The organism is Anaerosalibacter sp. Marseille-P3206, assembly GCF_900155565.1.
Taxonomy (GTDB): domain Bacteria; phylum Bacillota; class Clostridia; order Tissierellales; family Sporanaerobacteraceae; genus FUHM01.
In genome coordinates this window covers 133,002-152,980 of the sequence record NZ_FUHM01000002.1, presented here as the reverse complement: position 1 = coordinate 152,980, position 19,979 = coordinate 133,002, and the positions used below count along the sequence as shown (strand labels likewise).

The 19,979-nt window shown below is 30.3% G+C and carries 18 protein-coding genes; all 18 read right to left on the bottom strand.

Annotated elements, in window-relative coordinates; all coding sequences use genetic code 11:
• Nucleotides 1-20: 20 nt before the first annotated feature.
• The gene (gene pnp / locus BQ9840_RS01965) at nucleotides 21-2,129 is read right to left on the bottom strand and encodes a polyribonucleotide nucleotidyltransferase (RefSeq protein ID WP_077367540.1); all 2,109 of its coding nucleotides are present in this window, start codon (nucleotides 2,127-2,129) and stop codon (nucleotides 21-23) included.
• Between the two features lie 129 nt (nucleotides 2,130-2,258).
• Nucleotides 2,259-2,528, bottom strand: coding sequence for a 30S ribosomal protein S15 (gene rpsO, locus BQ9840_RS01960; RefSeq protein WP_077367538.1), 270 nt, complete (start codon nucleotides 2,526-2,528; stop codon nucleotides 2,259-2,261).
• Between the two features lie 99 nt (nucleotides 2,529-2,627).
• Nucleotides 2,628-3,569 carry a bifunctional riboflavin kinase/FAD synthetase gene (locus tag BQ9840_RS01955; RefSeq protein WP_159436058.1) on the bottom strand — a complete coding sequence of 314 codons (942 nt, stop codon included), beginning with the start codon at nucleotides 3,567-3,569 and terminating at the stop codon, nucleotides 2,628-2,630.
• 10 nt (nucleotides 3,570-3,579) lie between these two features.
• A complete protein-coding gene (gene truB / locus BQ9840_RS01950; protein ID WP_077370068.1) occupies nucleotides 3,580-4,479 on the bottom strand; it encodes a tRNA pseudouridine(55) synthase TruB in 900 nt (299 codons plus the stop codon).
• A 4-nt stretch (nucleotides 4,480-4,483) separates the two neighbouring features.
• On the bottom strand, nucleotides 4,484-5,482 hold the full coding sequence (locus BQ9840_RS01945; protein ID WP_234978597.1) for a DHH family phosphoesterase: 999 nt from the start codon (nucleotides 5,480-5,482) through the stop codon (nucleotides 4,484-4,486).
• The gene (rbfA, locus tag BQ9840_RS01940; RefSeq protein ID WP_077367535.1) at nucleotides 5,451-5,828 is read right to left on the bottom strand and encodes a 30S ribosome-binding factor RbfA; all 378 of its coding nucleotides are present in this window, start codon (nucleotides 5,826-5,828) and stop codon (nucleotides 5,451-5,453) included. Before rbfA ends, BQ9840_RS01945 begins: the two co-directional genes overlap by 32 nt.
• A 13-nt stretch (nucleotides 5,829-5,841) precedes the next feature.
• The gene (gene infB / locus BQ9840_RS01935; RefSeq protein WP_200804847.1) at nucleotides 5,842-7,869 is read right to left on the bottom strand and encodes a translation initiation factor IF-2; all 2,028 of its coding nucleotides are present in this window, start codon (nucleotides 7,867-7,869) and stop codon (nucleotides 5,842-5,844) included.
• A 37-nt stretch (nucleotides 7,870-7,906) separates the two neighbouring features.
• Nucleotides 7,907-8,173: an RNase P modulator RnpM gene (gene rnpM / locus BQ9840_RS01930; RefSeq protein ID WP_077367531.1), complete on the bottom strand. Its 267-nt coding sequence runs from the start codon at nucleotides 8,171-8,173 to the stop codon at nucleotides 7,907-7,909.
• Nucleotides 8,174-8,186: 13 nt separating this feature from the next.
• Nucleotides 8,187-9,233, bottom strand: a complete 1,047-nt coding sequence (gene nusA / locus BQ9840_RS01925) for a transcription termination factor NusA (RefSeq protein WP_077367529.1) — start codon at nucleotides 9,231-9,233, stop codon at nucleotides 8,187-8,189.
• A gap of 17 nt (nucleotides 9,234-9,250) precedes the next feature.
• Complete coding sequence (rimP, locus tag BQ9840_RS01920; RefSeq protein ID WP_077367527.1) at nucleotides 9,251-9,715, bottom strand: ribosome maturation factor RimP; 465 nt, start codon at nucleotides 9,713-9,715, stop codon at nucleotides 9,251-9,253.
• A gap of 191 nt (nucleotides 9,716-9,906) precedes the next feature.
• Entirely contained in the window at nucleotides 9,907-14,187 is a 4,281-nt protein-coding gene (locus BQ9840_RS01915) for a PolC-type DNA polymerase III (RefSeq protein WP_077367525.1), read from the bottom strand.
• Between the two features lie 20 nt (nucleotides 14,188-14,207).
• On the bottom strand, nucleotides 14,208-14,873 hold the full coding sequence (locus BQ9840_RS01910; RefSeq protein WP_077367523.1) for an MgtC/SapB family protein: 666 nt from the start codon (nucleotides 14,871-14,873) through the stop codon (nucleotides 14,208-14,210).
• 27 nt (nucleotides 14,874-14,900) lie between these two features.
• A complete protein-coding gene (gene ispG, locus BQ9840_RS01905) occupies nucleotides 14,901-15,956 on the bottom strand; it encodes a flavodoxin-dependent (E)-4-hydroxy-3-methylbut-2-enyl-diphosphate synthase (RefSeq protein WP_077367521.1) in 1,056 nt (351 codons plus the stop codon).
• 5 nt (nucleotides 15,957-15,961) lie between these two features.
• Nucleotides 15,962-16,987 carry an RIP metalloprotease RseP gene (gene rseP, locus BQ9840_RS01900; RefSeq protein ID WP_234978596.1) on the bottom strand — a complete coding sequence of 342 codons (1,026 nt, stop codon included), beginning with the start codon at nucleotides 16,985-16,987 and terminating at the stop codon, nucleotides 15,962-15,964.
• 7 nt (nucleotides 16,988-16,994) lie between these two features.
• A complete protein-coding gene (locus tag BQ9840_RS01895) occupies nucleotides 16,995-17,774 on the bottom strand; it encodes a phosphatidate cytidylyltransferase (protein ID WP_077367517.1) in 780 nt (259 codons plus the stop codon).
• Nucleotides 17,775-18,524 (bottom strand): isoprenyl transferase, encoded by a 750-nt coding sequence (locus BQ9840_RS01890; RefSeq protein WP_077367515.1) that lies wholly within the window; start codon nucleotides 18,522-18,524, stop codon nucleotides 17,775-17,777.
• Between the two features lie 84 nt (nucleotides 18,525-18,608).
• The gene (gene frr / locus BQ9840_RS01885; RefSeq protein ID WP_077367513.1) at nucleotides 18,609-19,166 is read right to left on the bottom strand and encodes a ribosome recycling factor; all 558 of its coding nucleotides are present in this window, start codon (nucleotides 19,164-19,166) and stop codon (nucleotides 18,609-18,611) included.
• 3 nt (nucleotides 19,167-19,169) lie between these two features.
• Entirely contained in the window at nucleotides 19,170-19,886 is a 717-nt protein-coding gene (gene pyrH, locus BQ9840_RS01880; protein WP_077367511.1) for a UMP kinase, read from the bottom strand.
• Nucleotides 19,887-19,979: the final 93 nt, after the last annotated feature.

Genomic DNA, 19,979 nt, shown 5'->3' with positions numbered 1-19,979 from the left:
CCACTCTTAGGTTCATGCCTTTATTTTTCATTATCACTATTATTATTCTCTTCCTTTGGTAAGGCATCTTTTCTAGATAAATTAATTCTACCTTGGTTATCAATTTCTGTAACTTTTACTAATATTTCATCTCCAACAGAAAGTACATCTTCTACTTTATTAATCCTTTCCCATGCAATATTGGATATATGAACTAACCCTTCTTTTCCATTCAATATTTCAACAAAAGCACCAAAAGGAACTATCCTTGTTACTTTACCAAGATACATTTCTCCAACTTCAACATCTTTAGTTACTTTATTTATCATATCTATAGCTTTATTGCCCATTTCTACATCTACTGCAGCTATTGTTACTTTCCCATCATCGTCTATGTCTATTTTAACACCTGTCTCATCTATTATTTTGTTGATCATCTTTCCACCAGGTCCTATTACATCTCTTATCTTGTCTGGATGTATTTCCATAGTAAATATTCTTGGAGCATAAGGGGATAATTCATTACGTGGTTCTGAAATAACTTGTAGCATCTTATTTAAAATGAATAACCTTCCAATACGTGCTCTTTCTAATGCTTCTTGTAGTATTTCTCTTCCAATACCAGCAATTTTTATATCCATTTGTATAGCTGTAATACCTTTTTCTGTTCCTGCTACTTTAAAATCCATATCACCTAAAAAGTCTTCCATACCTTGTATATCACTTAATATAACCACATCATCTTCTGACTTCATAAGTCCCATGGCAATTCCGGCTACTGGTAACTTAATAGGAACGCCTGCATCTAACAATGCTAATGTACTACCACAAACGCTTGCTTGAGATGATGAACCATTTGAGCTTAACACTTCAGATACTAATCTAAGAGTATATGGAAAATCTTCATATGGTGGTATTACTGGCTCTAATGCTCTTTCTGCAAGTGCTCCATGACCAATCTCTCTTCTTCCTGGTCCTCTAATAACTCTTGTATCACCAACACTGTATGGAGGAAAATTATAGTGATGCATATATCTTTTAGACTCTGTTTCATCAATCCCATCAATTATTTGAACATCACTAGAAGCACCTAATGTAGCTACTGTTAAAACTTGGGTTTGACCTCTTGTAAACAATCCAGAACCATGAGTTCTAGGTAATAAACCAACGTCACAACTAATAGGTCTGATTTCATCAATCTTTCTATTATCAGGTCTTATTCCTTGTTCTATTATCATTTTCCTTACTTCTACTTTAATTATATCTTGTACAACTTCTTCAATGTCTTTTTCATTTTCTGGATATTTTTCTATGAAATATTCATAAACTTCTTCTTTTACCTTATCCATGTTTTCTTCTCTTTCTTGCTTATCTTTTGTTTGTATAGCTTCAATTAGTTTATCAGTTGCATACTCTTTTACCTCTTTTTCTATTTCTTCTTCTGCTTTGAAAACATGGTATTCTTGTTTTTCTTTTCCTATTTCATTTTGGATCTCTTCAACGAATTGACAAATATTTTTTATTTCATCATGAGCAAACATTATTGCTTCTAGCATCTCTTTTTCTGGCACTTCATTTGCTCCAGCTTCAACCATCATCACAGCATCTTTTGTTCCAGAAACTATTAAATGAAGATCTGATTTATCTCTTTGATCACTTGTAGGATTTAGAATAAGTTCTCCATCAATCAAACCTATTGATACTGAACCAGTAGGTCCAGCAAAAGGAATATCAGATATAGTCAAAGCTATTGATGAACCAATCATTGCTACTATATCTGGTGTACAATCTTGATCTACTGATAATACAGTTGCAATAACTTGTACATCATTTCTGTATCCTTTAGGAAACAAAGGTCTTATTGGTCTGTCAATAAGTCTAGAAGTTAATATAGCTTTTTCACTAGGTTTACCCTCTCTTTTTATAAAACCACCAGGAATCTTTCCAACTGAATAAAGTCTTTCTTCAAAATCAACACTTAGTGGGAAAAAATCGATTCCTTCTCTTGGTTCTTTTGAAGCAGTAGCAGTAACTAAAACTACAGTATCTCCATATCTAACTATACAAGATCCATTAGCCTGTTCTGCCACCTTACCAATTGTAACAGTTAAATCTCTACCTGCTAATTCATATTTAAAAACCTTTTCCATACTTTACCTCCTTTTCTTTGAAATATATTTCTATTTATCAAATATATTATAACCTTATTTCATTAATTAAACACCTTTAAAATTAATTAAGCCACAATAAATCAATAGAGCGGGTGTTCCCGCTCTAGACTAGCCTCTTATACCAAGTCTTTGAATAAGATTACGATATCTTTCTATATCTTTCTTCTGTAAGTAGTTTAACAATCCTCTTCTTTGTCCAACCATCTTCAAAAGACCTCTTCTAGAATGATGATCTTTCTTGTGATCCTTAAGATGCTCATTTAATGAATTAATTCTGTAAGTGAGTATAGCAATTTGAACTTCTGGAGAACCAGTGTCACCTTCGTGTAATTTATACTCATCAATAATTTTGTCCTTTTGTTCTTTTGTTAAAGACATTCAATACACCTCCTCAAATTTGTTTTCGCCTTAAGCTAAGTATAACGATGAGGAAACGATAAACTTAGCAAAAGGTAATTTACAACTAGAACAATTCTATCATAAACAAGTCGAATTGTAAATATCATCATTACTTTTAATAGATTCTATATCAAGATTCATTTGATTAATAAGTTCTTCTTTAGTATTAAATTTTTTATCTTCTCTTAAGTATTCCAAAAATTTTATATAAATTCTATTACCATAGATATCTTTATTAAAATCTAATATGTGACTCTCAATACTCCACATATTATTGTTAAAAGTTGGATTTTTGCCTATATTTGTCAAACTATTGTATTCAATATCATCGATTATTGTTTTACTTTTATAAACGCCGAATTTTGGTATCAAGTAATTTTGTAGTAATTCTAAATTAGCCGTTGGAAAACCCATTTGTCTCCCTCTTTTTTTTCCACCAATAACTCTACCTTCTATGGTATAGGGTCTACCTAATAATTTGTTAGCCTCTTTAATATTACCTGATTTTAGTAGTTTTCTAATAAATGTACTACTTATGATGTAGTCATTATCATAAACAGGATCTACAACTATTACATCAAAACCATATTTAATTCCTAGTTTTCTTAAGTATTTTGCATCTCCTTTAGCTTTATAACCAAATTTATAGTCAAATCCCACAACTACAAGATTGGCTTTCATTTTCTCAACTAATATTTCCATAGCAAATTCTTCAGGGGAAAGTTTCATTATAGACTCATTAAATTTCATGGTATAGATAAGCTGAACTCCTAGTGATTCTAAAATTCTATACTTTTGTTCATTTGAAGTTAGTATTCCTGGTTTTGACTCTTTACTAATTATAGATTTTGTATGATTATTAAAAAGTAACACAGAACTCATTAAACCTTTTTTTTCACTTTCAGATGTCATTATATTTATTAGTTGCTGATGACCTAAATGAATACCATCAAAATTGCCTAAGGCAACTGCAGTTCTGTGTTCAACTTTTTCTTTGCTTTCATGTGTTAAAATATTCATCATATCACCTTTACATTAGTACTTTATCAAGTTTTAAAACTACTCTTTCATTAACTTTTGTTACTCTTCCTATACCTATAAAAGTATCTTTGCAATAAACTCTTAAAATATCATCCTTAGTATTAATATTTTTAGTATTTATTAAATCTATATCAATAGGCATTCCATTTGTCAATTGTTTATAATAGGAATTGGGTACATATATAGGTTCAATATTCGATAATGGATAATCTATAGGATATAATATATCGCCAACCTTATTTATTTCACATTTTTCTTGGATAGTTTCTAAACTAACTGCATCAGACAGCTTAAAAGGTCCTACAACTGTTCTAATTAAATAGGACATATACCCATAGGTACCTAAATCTTCTCCAATATCATTACATAATGTTCTTATGTAAGTTCCTCTTGAACATTTAACACTAAACAAAATCTTCCTATTATCTTGTATTTTTAATACATCAATATCATAAATGTAAATTCTTCTTTTTTCTCTTTCTACTTCTACACCAGTTCTAGCTAATTCATAAAGTTTTTTTCCCTTAAACTTTAATGCTGAATACATAGGTGGAATTTGATATATTTCTCCTTTATATTGGTTGAAAACACTTATGATATCTTTTTCTTCAACTTCCTTATTGGAATAGTTTAGTATACTACCTTCTCCATCCTGTGTATCAGTACTAATTCCTAAGGTTAGTTCACCAATATAAGTTTTATCAGCATTAAGTAAGTATTCACTAGTTCTAGTAGCTTTTCCTACACATATAGGTAATACTCCACTTGCATTTGGATCAAGTGTACCTGTATGTCCAACTTTTTTAACTTTTAAAATTTTCTTTACCTTTTTAACAACATCATGGGAAGTCAATCCCCTTGGTTTAAAAACATTAATATAACCATTCATTAAATCACCTAAAATATTTATATATTTCATCTGAAATTATATTCTTTACATTTTTTATATTGTCAAATATAGTACATCCTGCTGCTCTTTTATGTCCACCACCATTAAATTTAAAACATATTTCAGATACATCCACTATATTTTTAGATCTTAAGCTTAACTTTATTTCATTTTCTTTATATTCCTTTAGTATACAAGCTACTTCTATGCCTTCAATATCTCTAACAAAGGATATTATTCCTTCAGAATCCTCCATATTTGCGTTGCATTCTTTTAGCATATCTTGAGTTAACATTACAAAAGCAACTTTTCCATTAAATATCACTTCTAAAGTATTTAATGTTTTTAGGAAAAGTTTAGTTCTCTCTATGGATCTACTTTGATATAAATTCACAATAATATTGTTAGTATTTATTCCTTTACTTATTAAGTCTGCTGCAATCATATGGGTTTCGCTGGTAGTACTATCATACATAAAGCTACCTGTATCAGTGCTAATAGCAACATATATACAAGTAGCAATATCTTTATTTATTTCTATACCTATTTTTTTAATAAGATGATATACTAGTTCTCCTGTTGCACTAGCAAAAGGATCTACAATATTTATGTCACCAAAGTTTTCATTGGTAATATGATGATCAATATTAATAAGCCTATTAGCTTTTATAGCCAATTCCTTACCAATGCCTAATCTATCTAAATCACTGCAATCTAATGATATAAAAAGGTCAATAGGATCTTTGGGATTTGGTTCAACGAATAAATCTATATTTGGTAAAAATAGATAATCTTTAGGTATGTCATCAACTTTTATTATATTAACATTTTTATTAAATGTTTTTAATGCCATACCTAAAGCTAATAGTGAACCAATATTATCACCATCTGGATGAATATGACTAGCCAAAAATATATTATCACTATTTTTAATAGCTTCTATACATTCTTCGAAATAAACATTTTTATTTTTAGTTATCATCGTTTGGTCTGTTTTTTTCATCTTCTCTATTCACCTTATCTATCAATTTTGAAATATAGATACTTTTTTCAATAGAATCATCTAAATTAAATATAGGTTCTGGTACATAACGTAAATTTATCCTGTTTCCTATTTCTCTTCTTATGAAACCTTTAGCATTTTCTAATCCTTCTATAGTTTCCTTTTTGTCATTTTCATCTCCTAATACACTAACATATACCTTTGCATATCTTAAATCTCTAGTTACTTCTACATATGTCAATGTTGTCATAGGAGATATTCTAGGATCTTTTAAATCATTAGTTATTATATCAGAAACAACTTTTTTAACTTCTTCTGAAATTCTATTAATTCTTTTATTATTCATTAGGAATACACCTCTACCTTTCCACTTCCTCTAATATATATGCTTCTATTACATCTCCCTCTTTAAGGTCGTTATAATTTTCAAGGCCCATTCCACCTTCATATCCTGTCTGTATTTCTCTAACATCATCTTTAAATCTCTTTAATGAAGATATGCTTCCTTCAAATATAACTATATCATCTCTCAACAAGCGAACTTTTGAATTCCTAGTAACTTTTCCTTGTAGCACATAAATACCTGCTACCATACCTGCATTTGGTATTTTAAAAGTAGCTCTTACTTCTAATCTACCAATAACTTTTTCAACTATCTTAGGTTCTAACATTCCCTTTATTGCAGATTCAATATCTTCTATTGCATCGTATATTACTCTATACGTTCTTATGTCAACATTTTCATTTTTAGCCAAATCCATAGCTGTTAATGTAGGACGAACATTAAATCCTATAACTATAGCATTTGATGCTGAAGCTAACATTACGTCACTTTCTGTGATTCCACCTACTCCACCATGTATAATGTTAACTTTTACTTCATCAGTTTCTAATTTTATTAATGATTGTTTTATAGCTTCTATAGAACCTCTTACATCCGCTTTAATAACAACATTAAGATCTTTTACTTCACCTGCTTGAATCTGTTCAAATAAATCATCTAATGAAACTTTTTGACTAGCCTTCATCTGTTCTTCTCTTCTCTTTGTTTTTACCATATCAGCATACAATCTAGCAGTTTTTTCATCTTCTACTGCATATAAGTATCCACCCGCTTCAGGAACCTCTGACAAACCTAAAATCATAACAGGAATTGAAGGTGTGGCCTTTTTAACCCTTTTACCTTTGTCATCTAACATTGCACGCACTCTTCCGTGTGCAGTACCAGAAACTACATTGTCTCCAACATTTAAGGTTCCTTTTTGAACTAAAACAGAAGCCAATGGTCCTTTACCTTTGTCAAGCTCTGCTTCAATGATTATTCCTACAGCTTTTCTCTTTGGATTAGCTTTTAATTCTTGCATTTCTGCTACTAATAATATCATTTCTAACAGTTCGTCAATTCCCTCTCTTTTAAGAGCAGAAACTGGTACACATATAGTATCTCCACCCCAATCTTCAGGAACTAAACCTTGTTCTGTTAATTCTTGTTTTACCCTATCTGGATTAGCAGTAGGTTTATCCATTTTATTAATAGCAACTATAATTGGTACATTTGCGGCCTTTGAGTGATTTATTGCTTCAATTGTTTGTGGCATAATTCCATCATCCGCAGCTACTACTAATATTGCTATATCTGTAGCTTGTGCTCCCCTTGCTCTCATAGCTGTAAAGGCTTCGTGACCAGGGGTATCCAAAAATACAATTTTTTTATTTTGAATATTTACAGTTGAAGCTCCTATATGTTGAGTTATACCTCCAGCTTCACTACTAGTAACTTCAGTTCTTCTTATTGCATCTAATAAAGATGTCTTACCATGGTCTACGTGACCCATTACTGTTACAACTGGTGGCCTAGGTTTTAAATCCTCTTCTTTATCTTCTACATCAAAAACTAACTCATCCAATTCTTCTTTAAAACCATCATCCTCTGGTACACTTTTTTCCGTTATAAAACCAAATTCTTCAGCTATAATACTAGCTATATCAAAATCAATTGATTGATTTTGGCTAACCATAACTCCTAATGAGATCAATTTAGTTATCACTTGACTTGCAGTAACTCCTAATTTATCTGCTAAATCTTTTACAATTATATTTTCTTCTAGCTCTATAATTTCCACTTCCTTTGCCTCGTCTTCTTTTTTTCCTTCATCTTTAGTAACTTCTTTTTCTTTGGTCATTTTTTTAGGTTTCAATTTCTTGTCACCTTTTTTTTGTTTTTCTTCTTCACCTTCTAAAAGTTCCTTTATTAAATCTGCTTCTTCTTCCTCTATAGTACTCATATGACTACTTATATCTAACTCTAAATCTTCAATTTTTTCGATTAGTTCCTTACTTGAAACACCTAATTCTTTAGCTAATTCATAAACTCTAATTTTTGTCAAACTATACACCCCCAATATAATTTACAGGTGACTTTTTTTATTTGCTATCTATTACTTCTTTTAACTCATCATATATAGTATCAGGAACTTCAGTTTCTAATGCTCTTGAAAGTTTTTTATTCTTTATTGCTAAATTTAAACATTCTATGTTTCTACATATATAAGCCCCTCTACCATTCTTTTTTCCCGTTAAATCAAGTATTACGCCTTCTTCTTTGTTGTTTACAATTCTTATCAATTCTTTTTTTGGCTTATTTTCACCACAAGCCACACATTTCCTTAGAGGCATTTTCTTTTTTTTCATCAAATCACCCCTATTATTCTTTTTCCTCTTTATATTGACTTTCACTTTTTATGTCAATTTTCCAATTAGTTAACTTAGCTGCTAGTCTTGCATTCTGACCTTCCTTACCAATTGCTAATGACAATTGATAATCTGGAACTACTACTACAGCAGATCTTTCTTTTTCATCTATATCAACATTAATTACTTTTGAAGGACTTAAGCTATTAGCAATAAATTCATCCATATTTTTACTCCATATAACTATATCTATTTTTTCACCATTTAGCTCATCAACTATAGCTTTTACCCTACTTCCTTTAAAACCAACACAAGCACCTACTGGATCTACATTTTCCTCCCTTGAAAATACTGCTAATTTTGTTCGAGAACCTGCTTCTCTTGATATAGCATAAATCTCTACTACACCTTCTTGTATTTCTGGCACTTCTAATTCAAAAAGTCTTTTTACAAGTCCTGGATGAGATCTTGAAAGTACAATTTGAGGCCCTTTTGTTGTTTTTTTAACTTCCAATATAAATACTTTTATTCTATCCCCTTGTTCATATACTTCACCTTCGATTTGTTCTGTTGGAGGTAAAACTCCTTCTGTCTTGCCTAAGTCAATATAGACGATATTCTTACTAACTCTTTGAACCAATCCGGTCACTATCTCATTTTCCCTATTTATAAATTCATCAAATATTACTTCTCTTTCAGCTTCCTTTATCTTTTGCATAACTACTTGTTTTGCTGTCTGTGCTGCAATTCTTCCAAAATCTTTAGGTGTTACCTCTAATTGAACTACATCACCTATTTCATATTTTAAATCAATTTTTTTCGCTTCTTCAATAGACATTTCAAGCAATTCATCTTCTACATCTTCAACCACAGTCTTTTTAGCAAACACCTTAACAGATCCTGTAGTTCTATCAATTTCAACCTCGACATTTTGTGATGAACCGAAATTCTTCTTATATCCTGAAATTAGAGCTGCTTCAAGTGCATCAAATATAATTTCCTTAGATATTCCTTTATCTTTTTCTATCTCTTGAAGAGCTTCTATAAATTCGGCCTTCATTTTATTCAAAACCTCCCTTAAAACCTAATTGCTAAATTAATTTTCGCTATATTGGTTTTCAAAATCTCAATTTCTCCTAATTCATCATCTGATATTCTAATGATATTTTCATCAAAGAAAAGAAGTTCTCCTATTAGTTTCTTTTTTCCTTCAATATTCTGATATAGTTTCACTTCTACATCTTTACCAATGTTTCTATTTAAATCCTTGTCTGTTTTTAAAGGCCTATCAATTCCTGGCGAAGATACTTCTAAATAGTAACTAACATCAATAGGGTCAATTTCATCTAGTTTTTTATTTATTGCTTCACTCACTATTTGACAATCATCTATAGTTATTCCTCCTGGTTTGTCAATATATATTCTTAAAAAATGATTTGGTCCCTCTTTAACAAATTCCACATCTACAAGTTCATAACCATTTTGTTCTGTAATAGATTCACTGATTTCCCTAACAAGTTTAATAACTTCACGTTTATTCATAAATTCACCCCCATCTCCTAGAAACTATTTTTTGATTAAAGTTTTTATTTATACATTTTAAAGGTTGATTTTTAAGTTAAAACATCTTTATAAATTATACAAATAAAGTAAAGAGTGGGTACTCCCACTCTTTTACAGTATCAGTTCTCTTAAGTCTTATCATTACTATTATAACATTATTTTGTAAAAAATCAAATACTAAAAAGACTTAGCTGATTACTCTCAGGAATGCCTTCTAAACATCCATGATTTTTTAACGATTCAATAACAGCTTTACTTACTTTAGCTCTATTCATTAAATCTTCCACTGAAATAAATGTACCTTTTTCTCTCTCACTAACAATATTTCTAGCAGCAGTTTCACCCATACCTTGTATTGTTTTCAACGGTGGAATTATACCTTTTTCCCCCAATAAAAACTTATCACTATCTGATTTATATAGATCTACCTTTTCAAAAGTAAAACCTCTACTATACATTTCCAACACAACCTCCAATACTGTTAAGAGGTTTTTTTCTTTAGCAGTTTTATCATTTGATAGTAATTCTAATTCCTCTATTTTTTTCTTTACAACTTCCTTACCTTGTAGAATTAATTCAGCATCAAAATCACTAGCTTTTGTAGTAAAGTAAGTAGCATAGAAAGCCTCTGGATAATGAACTTTAAAATATGCAATCCTATAAGACATTAATACATAAGCTGCAGCATGTGCCTTAGGAAACATGTATTTTATTTTTTTACAAGATTCAATATACCATTCTGGAACATTCATTTCTCTCATATAAGACTCATCCTCTTCTGTAAGTCCTTTCCCTTTTCTAACTTTCTCCATTATCTTAAATGACCTTTTTTTATCTAAATCTTTACTAATCAAATATAACATAATATCATCTCTTGTAGAAATTACATTACTAAGTGTTGCAGTACCATTTCTGATTAATTCCTGAGCATTATTTAGCCAAACATCAGTCCCATGAGAAAGACCACTAATTCTAACTAATTCTGCAAAAGTAGAAGGTTGTGTATCAACTAACATCTGTCTAACAAATTTAGTACCAAATTCAGGAATACCTAAAGTTCCTACTTCCATATTAATATCTTCACTAGTAATTCCTAATGGTTCAGTACTTGTAAATATTTTCATCGTTTCCTTGTCATCTAATGGAATCTTTTGAGGGTCTATACCCGTTATATCTTCAAGCATTCTAATAATGGTTGGAACATCATGACCAAGTATATCTAATTTTAATATTCTACCACTGATAGAATGATAATCAAAATGTGTCGTAATAACTCCAGACTTCTTGTCATCTGCAGGATACTGAATAGGAGTAAAGTCATGAACATCTTTATATTTAGGAACTATCATAACTCCTCCAGGATGTTGTCCAGATGTCCTCTTTATTCCAGTTAAACCTCTAACAAGACGATTTATCTCAGCGGGATGTACATAAGTTTCCTTACCTTCAAAGTATTTTTTAACAAATCCATAAGCAGTTTTTTCTGCAATTGTACCTATTGTACCCGCCCTATAAACATAACCTGTACCAAAAAGTTCCTCTGTATATTTATGTGCCATAGGTTGATATTCACCAGCAAAATTTAAGTCAATATCTGGTTCCTTATCACCTTCAAAACCAAGAAATACTTCAAATGGTATATCATGTCCATCTTTATATAAAGATGTTCCACAATGAGGGCAGTTTTTATCGGGTAAATCCACTCCTGAGCCTACCTTACCACGTTCAACAAACTCACTATATTTACATTTAGGACAAATATAATGAGGTGGAAGAGGATTTACTTCAGTAATACCACTCATAGTTGCAGCAAAAGAAGAACCGACCGAACCCCTTGAACCAACTAAATATCCATCTTCTAAGGACTTCCATACTAGTTTTTGTGCAATAATATACATAACTGCATATCCATTTTTGATAATAGAATTTAATTCTTTGTCTAATCTTTCCCTAACTAAATCGGGAACATTATCCCCATATATTTCTTTAGCTTTTTTAGTCGTAATTTCTCTTAGTTGTTCTTCTGCACCTTCAATAACTGGTGGAAATGTACCATCTGGTATAGGGATAATTTCCTCACAAATATCTGCAATTTTATTTGTATTTTCAATTACTACTTCATAAGCTTTTTCTTCTCCAAGATAACTGAATTCATCTAACATCTCATCAGTAGTTTTGAAATATAATGGTGCTTGGTTATCCGCATCTGAAAAACCTTGCCCAAACATAAGAATTCTTCTATAAACCTCATCTTCTGGATTTAAAAAATGTACATCGCCAGTAGCTACTACGGGCTTAGAATACTTAATTCCTAACTGAATAATTCTCTTATTAATACCTTTTAATTCTTCTTCATCTTTTACCATGCCATTCCTTATTAAATGATAATTATTTCCTAAAGGTTGAATCTCTAAATAATCGTAGAACTTAACAATCTCCCTAATCTCTTTATAGTCCTTATTTCGTAGTATTGCTTTATAAAGTTCTCCTGCTTCACAAGCACTTCCTATAATAAGCCCTTCTCTGTATTTTATAAGTAGAGATTTTGGTATTCTCGGTTTTCTATAAAAGTATTTTAAATGAGATTCAGAAATCATTTCATAAAGATTTTTTAACCCTGTGTAATTCTTAACTAAAATTACAATATGATAAGTTTCATCTTTATAAGTTTTTTTATTATCAGAAAGTGCAGTATTAATTTCATCAAGAGTTTTAACTCCCTTGCCTTCTAGGATGTCTAAGCAATTTAAAAATATATCTGCTGTAGCTTTAGCATCATCTACAGCTCTATGGTGATTTTCTAAGCTAACATTCAAATGTTTAGCAACAATATTCAACTTATGACTTTTAAGATTTGGAAACAATACTCTAGAAAGCTCTAAAGTATCTAATACTGGATTTTCTAACTTTAAACCAATATTTGAAAGATTATGTCTAATAAATCCCACATCAAAAGAAGCATTGTGAGCTACCAATACAGAACCCTTTATAAAATCAAAAAACTCCGGCAATATTTCATCTACTTTTGGTTTGTTACTTACCAGTTCATCTGTAATTCCAGTTAATTTTACTATTTTTTCAGGAATAGGAATTTGAGGATTTATCAATTGATTGTATTTATCTACGATTTTTCCATCTTTAATCTTAACAGCACCTATCTCTGTTATCTTATCATTTATTGGAGAAAAACCAGTAGTTTCTATATCAAAAACAACATATTCAGTATTCAATTCTTCATCATTATGATTAATAACTATAGAACGGCTATCATCTACTAGATAGCCCTCAAGACCATAAATAATCTTTAGTCCATATTTTTTACCTGCATCCATAGCTTCTGGAAAGCTTTGAACTACACCGTGATCTGTAATAGCAATAGCACTATGTCCCCATTCTTTAGCCTGTTTTGCTAAATCCGAAAAACTTGTCATACCATCCATAGCACTCATTTGGGTATGAAGATGTAACTCAACTCTTTTATCTTTTGAGGTATCCATTCTTTTATTTTCTTCAACTAAATTTAAAGACTTAAGCATTATTGCTAGATATCTTGAATAATTATCATAAACTGCCTCTCCTTGTATCCTTACATAAGCCCCATCTTTTACATTGGATTCAAACTGTTCTTTTTCTCCTTTTTTTAAGAAAGCCTTCACAGTTACAGAATTAGTATGATCAGAAATATTGAAAATGTATAGTGTTTTACCACCCTTTATTTCTCTTGATTCTACATCGAAAATTTTTCCTTCCACTATTACCGAACCTGAATTAATATTTACTTCAGATATTTTTGATATTTCACCATTTATAGTAGAACCATAAACGAAGTTTTTAACTACATTGTTCTCAATTTTATTATTTTCAATTTTAACCTCTGATGTAATAATATCTTTTGCAATAGACTTTTCTTCTTCAATTGCCTGTAGCAAAAACTCATCTTTTCCTTTAACATTTTCGTCATTAAGCTCTATGACTACTTTTAATTTAATACCTAATTCATCTATGATCTTTTTATTTATCTTCTTATCAACTTGATTGTTCTTAAGAGAATACATAATCACTTCATTTTTACAAATGATATAGAAAAAATCATCTTCAATTTTCCATTGAAGATGTTCTACCCAAGCACTACTAGAAGGAATTTCTTTTTCTATTATATAAGATATATTATTCCAATAGCTTTCTATAATTTTATTAATATCTTGCGGAATATTTTTATAAGTTATATTTATATCAATATTATCAAAATTAGAAAATTGATTTACTAAAAAATCTTTTAATATTTTAACTTCTTTCTCAGAAACTAGAGTAGTTGAGGTAAGTTTAAGTAATATAGATTTTTTCTTAACATTTATATCAACACTATTTATAGTAGCTTCTTTTAATTTAGTTAAATTGCATTGTAAGCCCTTTTTATCTAATAATTCATTTAACTTTTTCTCTTGTATCATATGTATAAACTATACCTCCTTTATATTCTCTGAGATATTTCTAATATATCTTCAATATCTGTAAGTTGATTTAAGATTTTACACTTTGTTTCTTTTTCAGTAAATGATATATCAATATCAACATTTACTAACTCATCTTCTCTCGATTCTATATCAATTCCAATTATTGAAGCATCACAATCTCCAATAATTTTACATATTTCACCTAACTGACCTGGTTTATTAATAGTCAAAATATTTATAGAACATTTATTATTTTTTCTTTTAATTTTTTTACCTACTCTTGAATAAGTAACTAAGGTTATCAAAACTAAAAAAGTTAATAATATTCCACCTAAATAAAATCCAACTCCAATAGCTAAACCAATACATGCTACAGCCCATAAACTTGCAGCAGTAGTTAGACCTTTAACAGTATTACCTTCTCTTAATATAGTTCCTGCCCCTAAAAATCCTATTCCGCTAATCACCTGTGCACCTAATCTATCTGGTTGTAAATTTGTTATATTGTTAAAGTGTTCAAACATAAATAATGAAATAAGCATAACAAGAGTTGAACTAACTCCTACCAATACATGAGTCCTCAATCCTGCAGGTCTTTTACTGCTTTCCCTGTTCAAACCTATTAGAGTTGAAAGACCAAATGATACTAACAATCTAATAATTATTTGATTATTAGATAACATTTTAATCACATCCATAAAAATATTAAATTACATTTTTTCAATCTCTTTAATCAACTCATCTATAAGTTTGTCTTCACTAACTTTTCTAAGTATCTCTCCATGTTTGAAAATTAAGCCACAACCTTTACCACCAGCAATACCTATATCAGCTTCTCTTGCTTCTCCAGGACCGTTTACAGCACAACCCATAATAGCCAACTTAATTGGTCTATTAACTTTTATGTTACTAACCCTTTTTTCTACATCTTCAGCTAATTTTATAAGATCAATCTTAGTTCTGCCACAAGTAGGACAAGAAATGATTTGAATACCTTCTTCTAATAAATCTAAAGCTTTAAGTATTTCCCTACCTACTTTAACTTCTTCTACTGGATCTCCTGTTAAAGATACTCTAATAGTATCTCCAAGTCCCATTGCCAATAGCGCACCTATCCCTACCGAAGACTTAACAGTTCCATTCCAAGGAAGACCTGATTCTGTGATTCCGATATGAAATGGATAATCAACGAATTCAGCCATTCTTAAATATGATTTAATAGTAAGTGGAACATTAGTTGCTTTTAAAGCTATTTTAATATTATTAAAATTCATATCTTCTAGTAATTTAATATTTTCAAGTGCACTATATACTATTGAATTTTCATTGACTCCACCATATTTATCTAATGTTTCTCTACTTATTGATCCAGAGTTAACACCAATACGAATTGAAATGTTTCTTTCTTCACATGCTTTTACAACTTCTCTTATTCTTGAATTAGAACCTATATTGCCTGGATTTATCCTTAAACCATCAACTCCATTTTTTACTGATTCTATAGCCAATTTATAATTAAATTGAATATCTGCAATAATAGGAATTGATATATGCTTTTTAATTTCTTTAATTGCTCTTGCGTCTTCTGAGTCTGAAATTGCAACTCTAACTATATCACAATGTACTCTTTCTAATTCTCTTATTTGACTAATGGTACTTTTTATATCTTTTGTATTCGTATTAGTCATTGACTGAACAGAAATAGGACTATCTCCTCCTACTTCCACGTCTCCTACCTTAATCAATCTAGTTTTTCTTCTATTCATTTTCTTCACCTTCTAAATAATTTAAATTTAACTATATCTGAATAAGTAACAACAATCATCAAAATCATTAATAACACAAATCCTACAAAATGTACAAATCCTTCTTTTTCAGGATTTACAGGTTTACCTCTTATCAATTCTATCAACATAAAAAATATTCTACTACCATCAAGTGCAGGTATAGGTAATAAGTTGAAAAATCCAAGGTTTACACTAATAAAACCAGCAATATATAGCAAGTTTAAAAATCCATATTTAGCTGCTTCTCCTACAGTATAAATAACACCAACAGGTCCTGATAAATCTCCCCTACTAACTTGCCCTTTAAATAACATTCCTAAAAATTTAAACATTAACCCTAGCACTGTACCAGTAGTTTGAACTCCACCTTTTAATGCTAATAAAAAGCTCTTCTTATATGAAGGTACTATTCCTATAAGATATCTTTTTGTTTCTCTATCGTATTTAGGTTTCATATTAAAGCTTATTTCCTCAGAGTTTCTTTTTACAACTATAGTTAAGTTTTTATCCGAATCACTTTTGTTAATGTTTTCAACTATAGAATTCCATGACTTTACTTCTTCATCATTTATCCTTTTGATCTCGTCTCCAGATTGTAAACCTGCATAAGAAGCTGGTGAATCTTTGATAATTTCTTGAATAGTAGTTGTAGGAACTCCCATTCCATAGGATACGATAGTAAACACAATTATAGCTAAAATAAAGTTCATTATTGCTCCTGCAGCAACTACTAATATTCTTGCGCCAACTGGTTTTTTACCAAAACTACGTGGATCTTCAGAACTCTCATCTTCACCTTCCATCCTAACATATCCACCTATAGGAATTGCCCTTAAGAAATATTCTGTTTCCTTGCCTTTTTTGTGTAATAACTTAGGACCCATACCTATTGAAAATTCATGCACTTTAATACCTACTAACTTAGCTACCATAAAATGTCCAAATTCGTGAAAAACAATTACTAACATAAAAACAAAAATTGCTGCTAATGCTGTAGTCAAAAAACACACCACCCATCTACAATATAAAATATTTTACATAATAGTATACTACTGGTGCAGTAAAAAGTATACTATCAAATCTATCTAATATTCCTCCATGCCCAGGCATAATATAGCCATAATCTTTAATACCAGTGATACGCTTTATTTTCGAAGCTGTTAAATCTCCGAATTGTGCCAGTATCGAAGCAATGATTGAAAGTAAAATCATTTTCCACATTGGTCCTAATTTAAAATATTTTGAAAAAATAGTTGTTAATATAATGCTACCTAATATTCCACCAAGAGAACCTTCTATAGTCTTATTAGGACTAAGATCTGGACATAGCTTATTTTTGCCAAATAAATTACCAAATATATATGCAAATGTATCTGTGCCCCAAGCAGTTAAAAATATCAACCAAATATATTTAGTATTATCTAAATACGTTATATGGAACATAAGAAATGGAACATATAGTATTCCCATCAATGTATATGCTACATCTAATATGGTAACCTTATTATTAACTACCATTAACAACAATGAAATAATCAACACTATAAAAATACCAAAGTCTAAATCTGCCCACACAATATTAATATTATCTAGAAATAATAATATGCAAAATATGTATCCTAATAATTTAATCGGTTTATATCCACTTTTATTAAGAGCTTTATAGAACTCATATACCCCAACAATAGAAATAAAAAGTATTCCAGCATCTAATACAATTCCACCTTGAGAAGCTATTAAGATTAATAGTATAACACCTATTAATCCACTAATAGTCCTAATTATTAATTCTTTCACCTAAATTCCCCCAAATCTTCGATCTCTCTTTTGATAATCTACAATTGCTTGATAAAAATGTTCTTCTCTAAAATCAGGCCAATATATATTAGAAAACCAAAATTCAGAATATGCAATTTGATAAAGCATAAAATTACTTAATCTTAATTCTCCGCTAGGTCTGATTAATAAATCTGGATCTGGTTGACCTTTTGTATAAAGGTAGTCTGAAAAAACACTTTCATCTAAATCTTCTACCTTAATCTTACCCATTTTTATATCATTTACAATGTTTTTTATACCTCCAACTATTTCATCACGTCCACCATAATTAAGAGCAATATTTAATATCATCTTATCATTATGCTTCGTTGTTTCTACTGCATACTGAACTTCTTTTCTAGGCCCTTCAGGTAATTTAGTAATATCACCTAATGTACAGATTTTAATATTGTTTTTATTTAAATTTTTAAGCTCTACTCTTAAATAATATACTAACAATTTCATAAGTCCATCAATTTCTTCTTTTGGCCTCTTCCAATTTTCTGTTGAAAAGGCATATAACGACAAATATTTGATTCCAATATTTGATGCTACCTCTACAATTTCTTTAACTCTTTCCATTCCTTCCTTATGACCTGCTGTTCTTGGTAGAAATCTTTTCTTTGCCCATCTACCATTCCCGTCCATAATAATTGCAATATGAAGAGGAAGTTTATCCATATCAATGCTTTTCTTTAGTTCTTCAATTTTCTTCTTTCTATCATACATTATTATTTCCTCCAAATATATTTCTACTTATTAAAACCCCTCCTGTTTAAGAAGGGGCTTTAATAAAGGAAAATATTAATAGCTTTAAACTTCCATTAACTCTGATTCCTTCTTTTCTGTTAGTTTGTCAACTTCTTCAATATATTTGTCTGTGATCTTCTGTACTTCTTCTTCAGCCATAATTCTTTCATCTTCACTTAATTCTTTGTTTTTTTCCATTTTCTTTAAAATATCATTAGCTTCTCTTCTATTATTTCTAATAGCTATTTTTGTGCTTTCAGCATTCTTTCTTACAACTTTTACCAAGTCTTTTCTTCTCTCTTCAGTCAACTGAGGTATAGGGAGTCTTATAATTTTTCCATCATTTGAAGGATTTAATCCTAAATCTGATGTTAAAATTGCCTTTTCAATTAGTGGTATAGTATTTGCGTCCCAAGGTTGAATAACTAGTAGTCTTGGTTCTGGAGCTGAAACACCTGCAACTTGATTTAATGGTGTCATTACGCCATAGTAATCTATGGTGATTTTATCTAATAATGACGGATTTGCTCTACCTGCTCGTATGCTCAAAAGCTCCTCTTGATAAACATTAATAGTCTTTTTCATTTTTGCATCTGTTTCTTTATGAACATTTAAATACATACATCACTCCTCCTTTACTTCCGTTCCTATTTTTTCACCTAAAGCTACTTTTAATATATTGTCAGGCTCATCAATGCCAAAGACAACCAATGGTATTTTATTATCCATGCAAAGAGATGTTGCTGTTGAATCCATTATTCCAAGCCCCATATTTAATATGTCAATATATCTTAAATGTTCAAATTTCTTTGCATTAATATTTTCATTAGGGTCAGAGTCATAAACTCCATCTACACCTTTTTTGGCAAGTAATATAACGTCTGCTTCAATTTCAGCAGCCCTTAATGCTGCAGCTGTATCTGTAGAAAAATAAGGATTGCCTGAACCCGCACCAAAAATGACTACTCTGCCCTTCTCTAAATGTCTTATTGCTTTTCTTTTTATGTACGGCTCTGCAACTTGCCTCATTTCAATAGCAGTTTGAACTCTTGTTACCACACCTATTCTTTCTAATGCGTTTTGTAATGCAAGCGCATTGATAACAGTACCTAACATTCCCATATAATCAGATGTAGATCGATCCATTTCTTTGGCACTTCTGCCTCTCCAGAAATTGCCTCCTCCTACTACTATGGCAACTTCCACACCAACTTCATGAAGCTTTTTAATTTGTTGAGAAATCCCTACAATAGTTTCTTCATCAATTCCTGTTCCCTTATTACCTGACAATGCTTCTCCACTAAGTTTTAATATTACTCTATTATATTTAGGTTTACCCATATAAACACTCCCCATACTACTTATTTCTACATTAAGATGATTTCTCCTTTAATTTTTCTCAATTTATTTTAAATGGAGAACAGCCCTGTGTTC

Coding starts and splice junctions, on each gene's coding strand:
- BQ9840_RS01955 (WP_159436058.1), bottom strand. CDS start 3,569: ATGAATATTTTAACACATGAAAGCAAAGAAAAAGTTGAACACAGAACT.
- rpsO (WP_077367538.1), bottom strand. CDS start 2,528: ATGTCTTTAACAAAAGAACAAAAGGACAAAATTATTGATGAGTATAAA.
- rnpM (WP_077367531.1), bottom strand. CDS start 8,173: ATGAAAAAAAAGAAAATGCCTCTAAGGAAATGTGTGGCTTGTGGTGAA.
- BQ9840_RS01910 (WP_077367523.1), bottom strand. CDS start 14,873: ATGTTATCTAATAATCAAATAATTATTAGATTGTTAGTATCATTTGGT.
- BQ9840_RS01890 (WP_077367515.1), bottom strand. CDS start 18,524: ATGTATGATAGAAAGAAGAAAATTGAAGAACTAAAGAAAAGCATTGAT.
- truB (WP_077370068.1), bottom strand. CDS start 4,479: ATGAATGGTTATATTAATGTTTTTAAACCAAGGGGATTGACTTCCCAT.
- pnp (WP_077367540.1), bottom strand. CDS start 2,129: ATGGAAAAGGTTTTTAAATATGAATTAGCAGGTAGAGATTTAACTGTT.
- BQ9840_RS01915 (WP_077367525.1), bottom strand. CDS start 14,187: ATGATACAAGAGAAAAAGTTAAATGAATTATTAGATAAAAAGGGCTTA.
- rimP (WP_077367527.1), bottom strand. CDS start 9,715: ATGAATAAACGTGAAGTTATTAAACTTGTTAGGGAAATCAGTGAATCT.
- frr (WP_077367513.1), bottom strand. CDS start 19,166: ATGTATTTAAATGTTCATAAAGAAACAGATGCAAAAATGAAAAAGACT.
- nusA (WP_077367529.1), bottom strand. CDS start 9,233: ATGAAGGCCGAATTTATAGAAGCTCTTCAAGAGATAGAAAAAGATAAA.
- rbfA (WP_077367535.1), bottom strand. CDS start 5,828: ATGAATAATAAAAGAATTAATAGAATTTCAGAAGAAGTTAAAAAAGTT.
- BQ9840_RS01945 (WP_234978597.1), bottom strand. CDS start 5,482: ATGAAAAAAACAGACCAAACGATGATAACTAAAAATAAAAATGTTTAT.
- ispG (WP_077367521.1), bottom strand. CDS start 15,956: ATGAATAGAAGAAAAACTAGATTGATTAAGGTAGGAGACGTGGAAGTA.
- pyrH (WP_077367511.1), bottom strand. CDS start 19,886: ATGGGTAAACCTAAATATAATAGAGTAATATTAAAACTTAGTGGAGAA.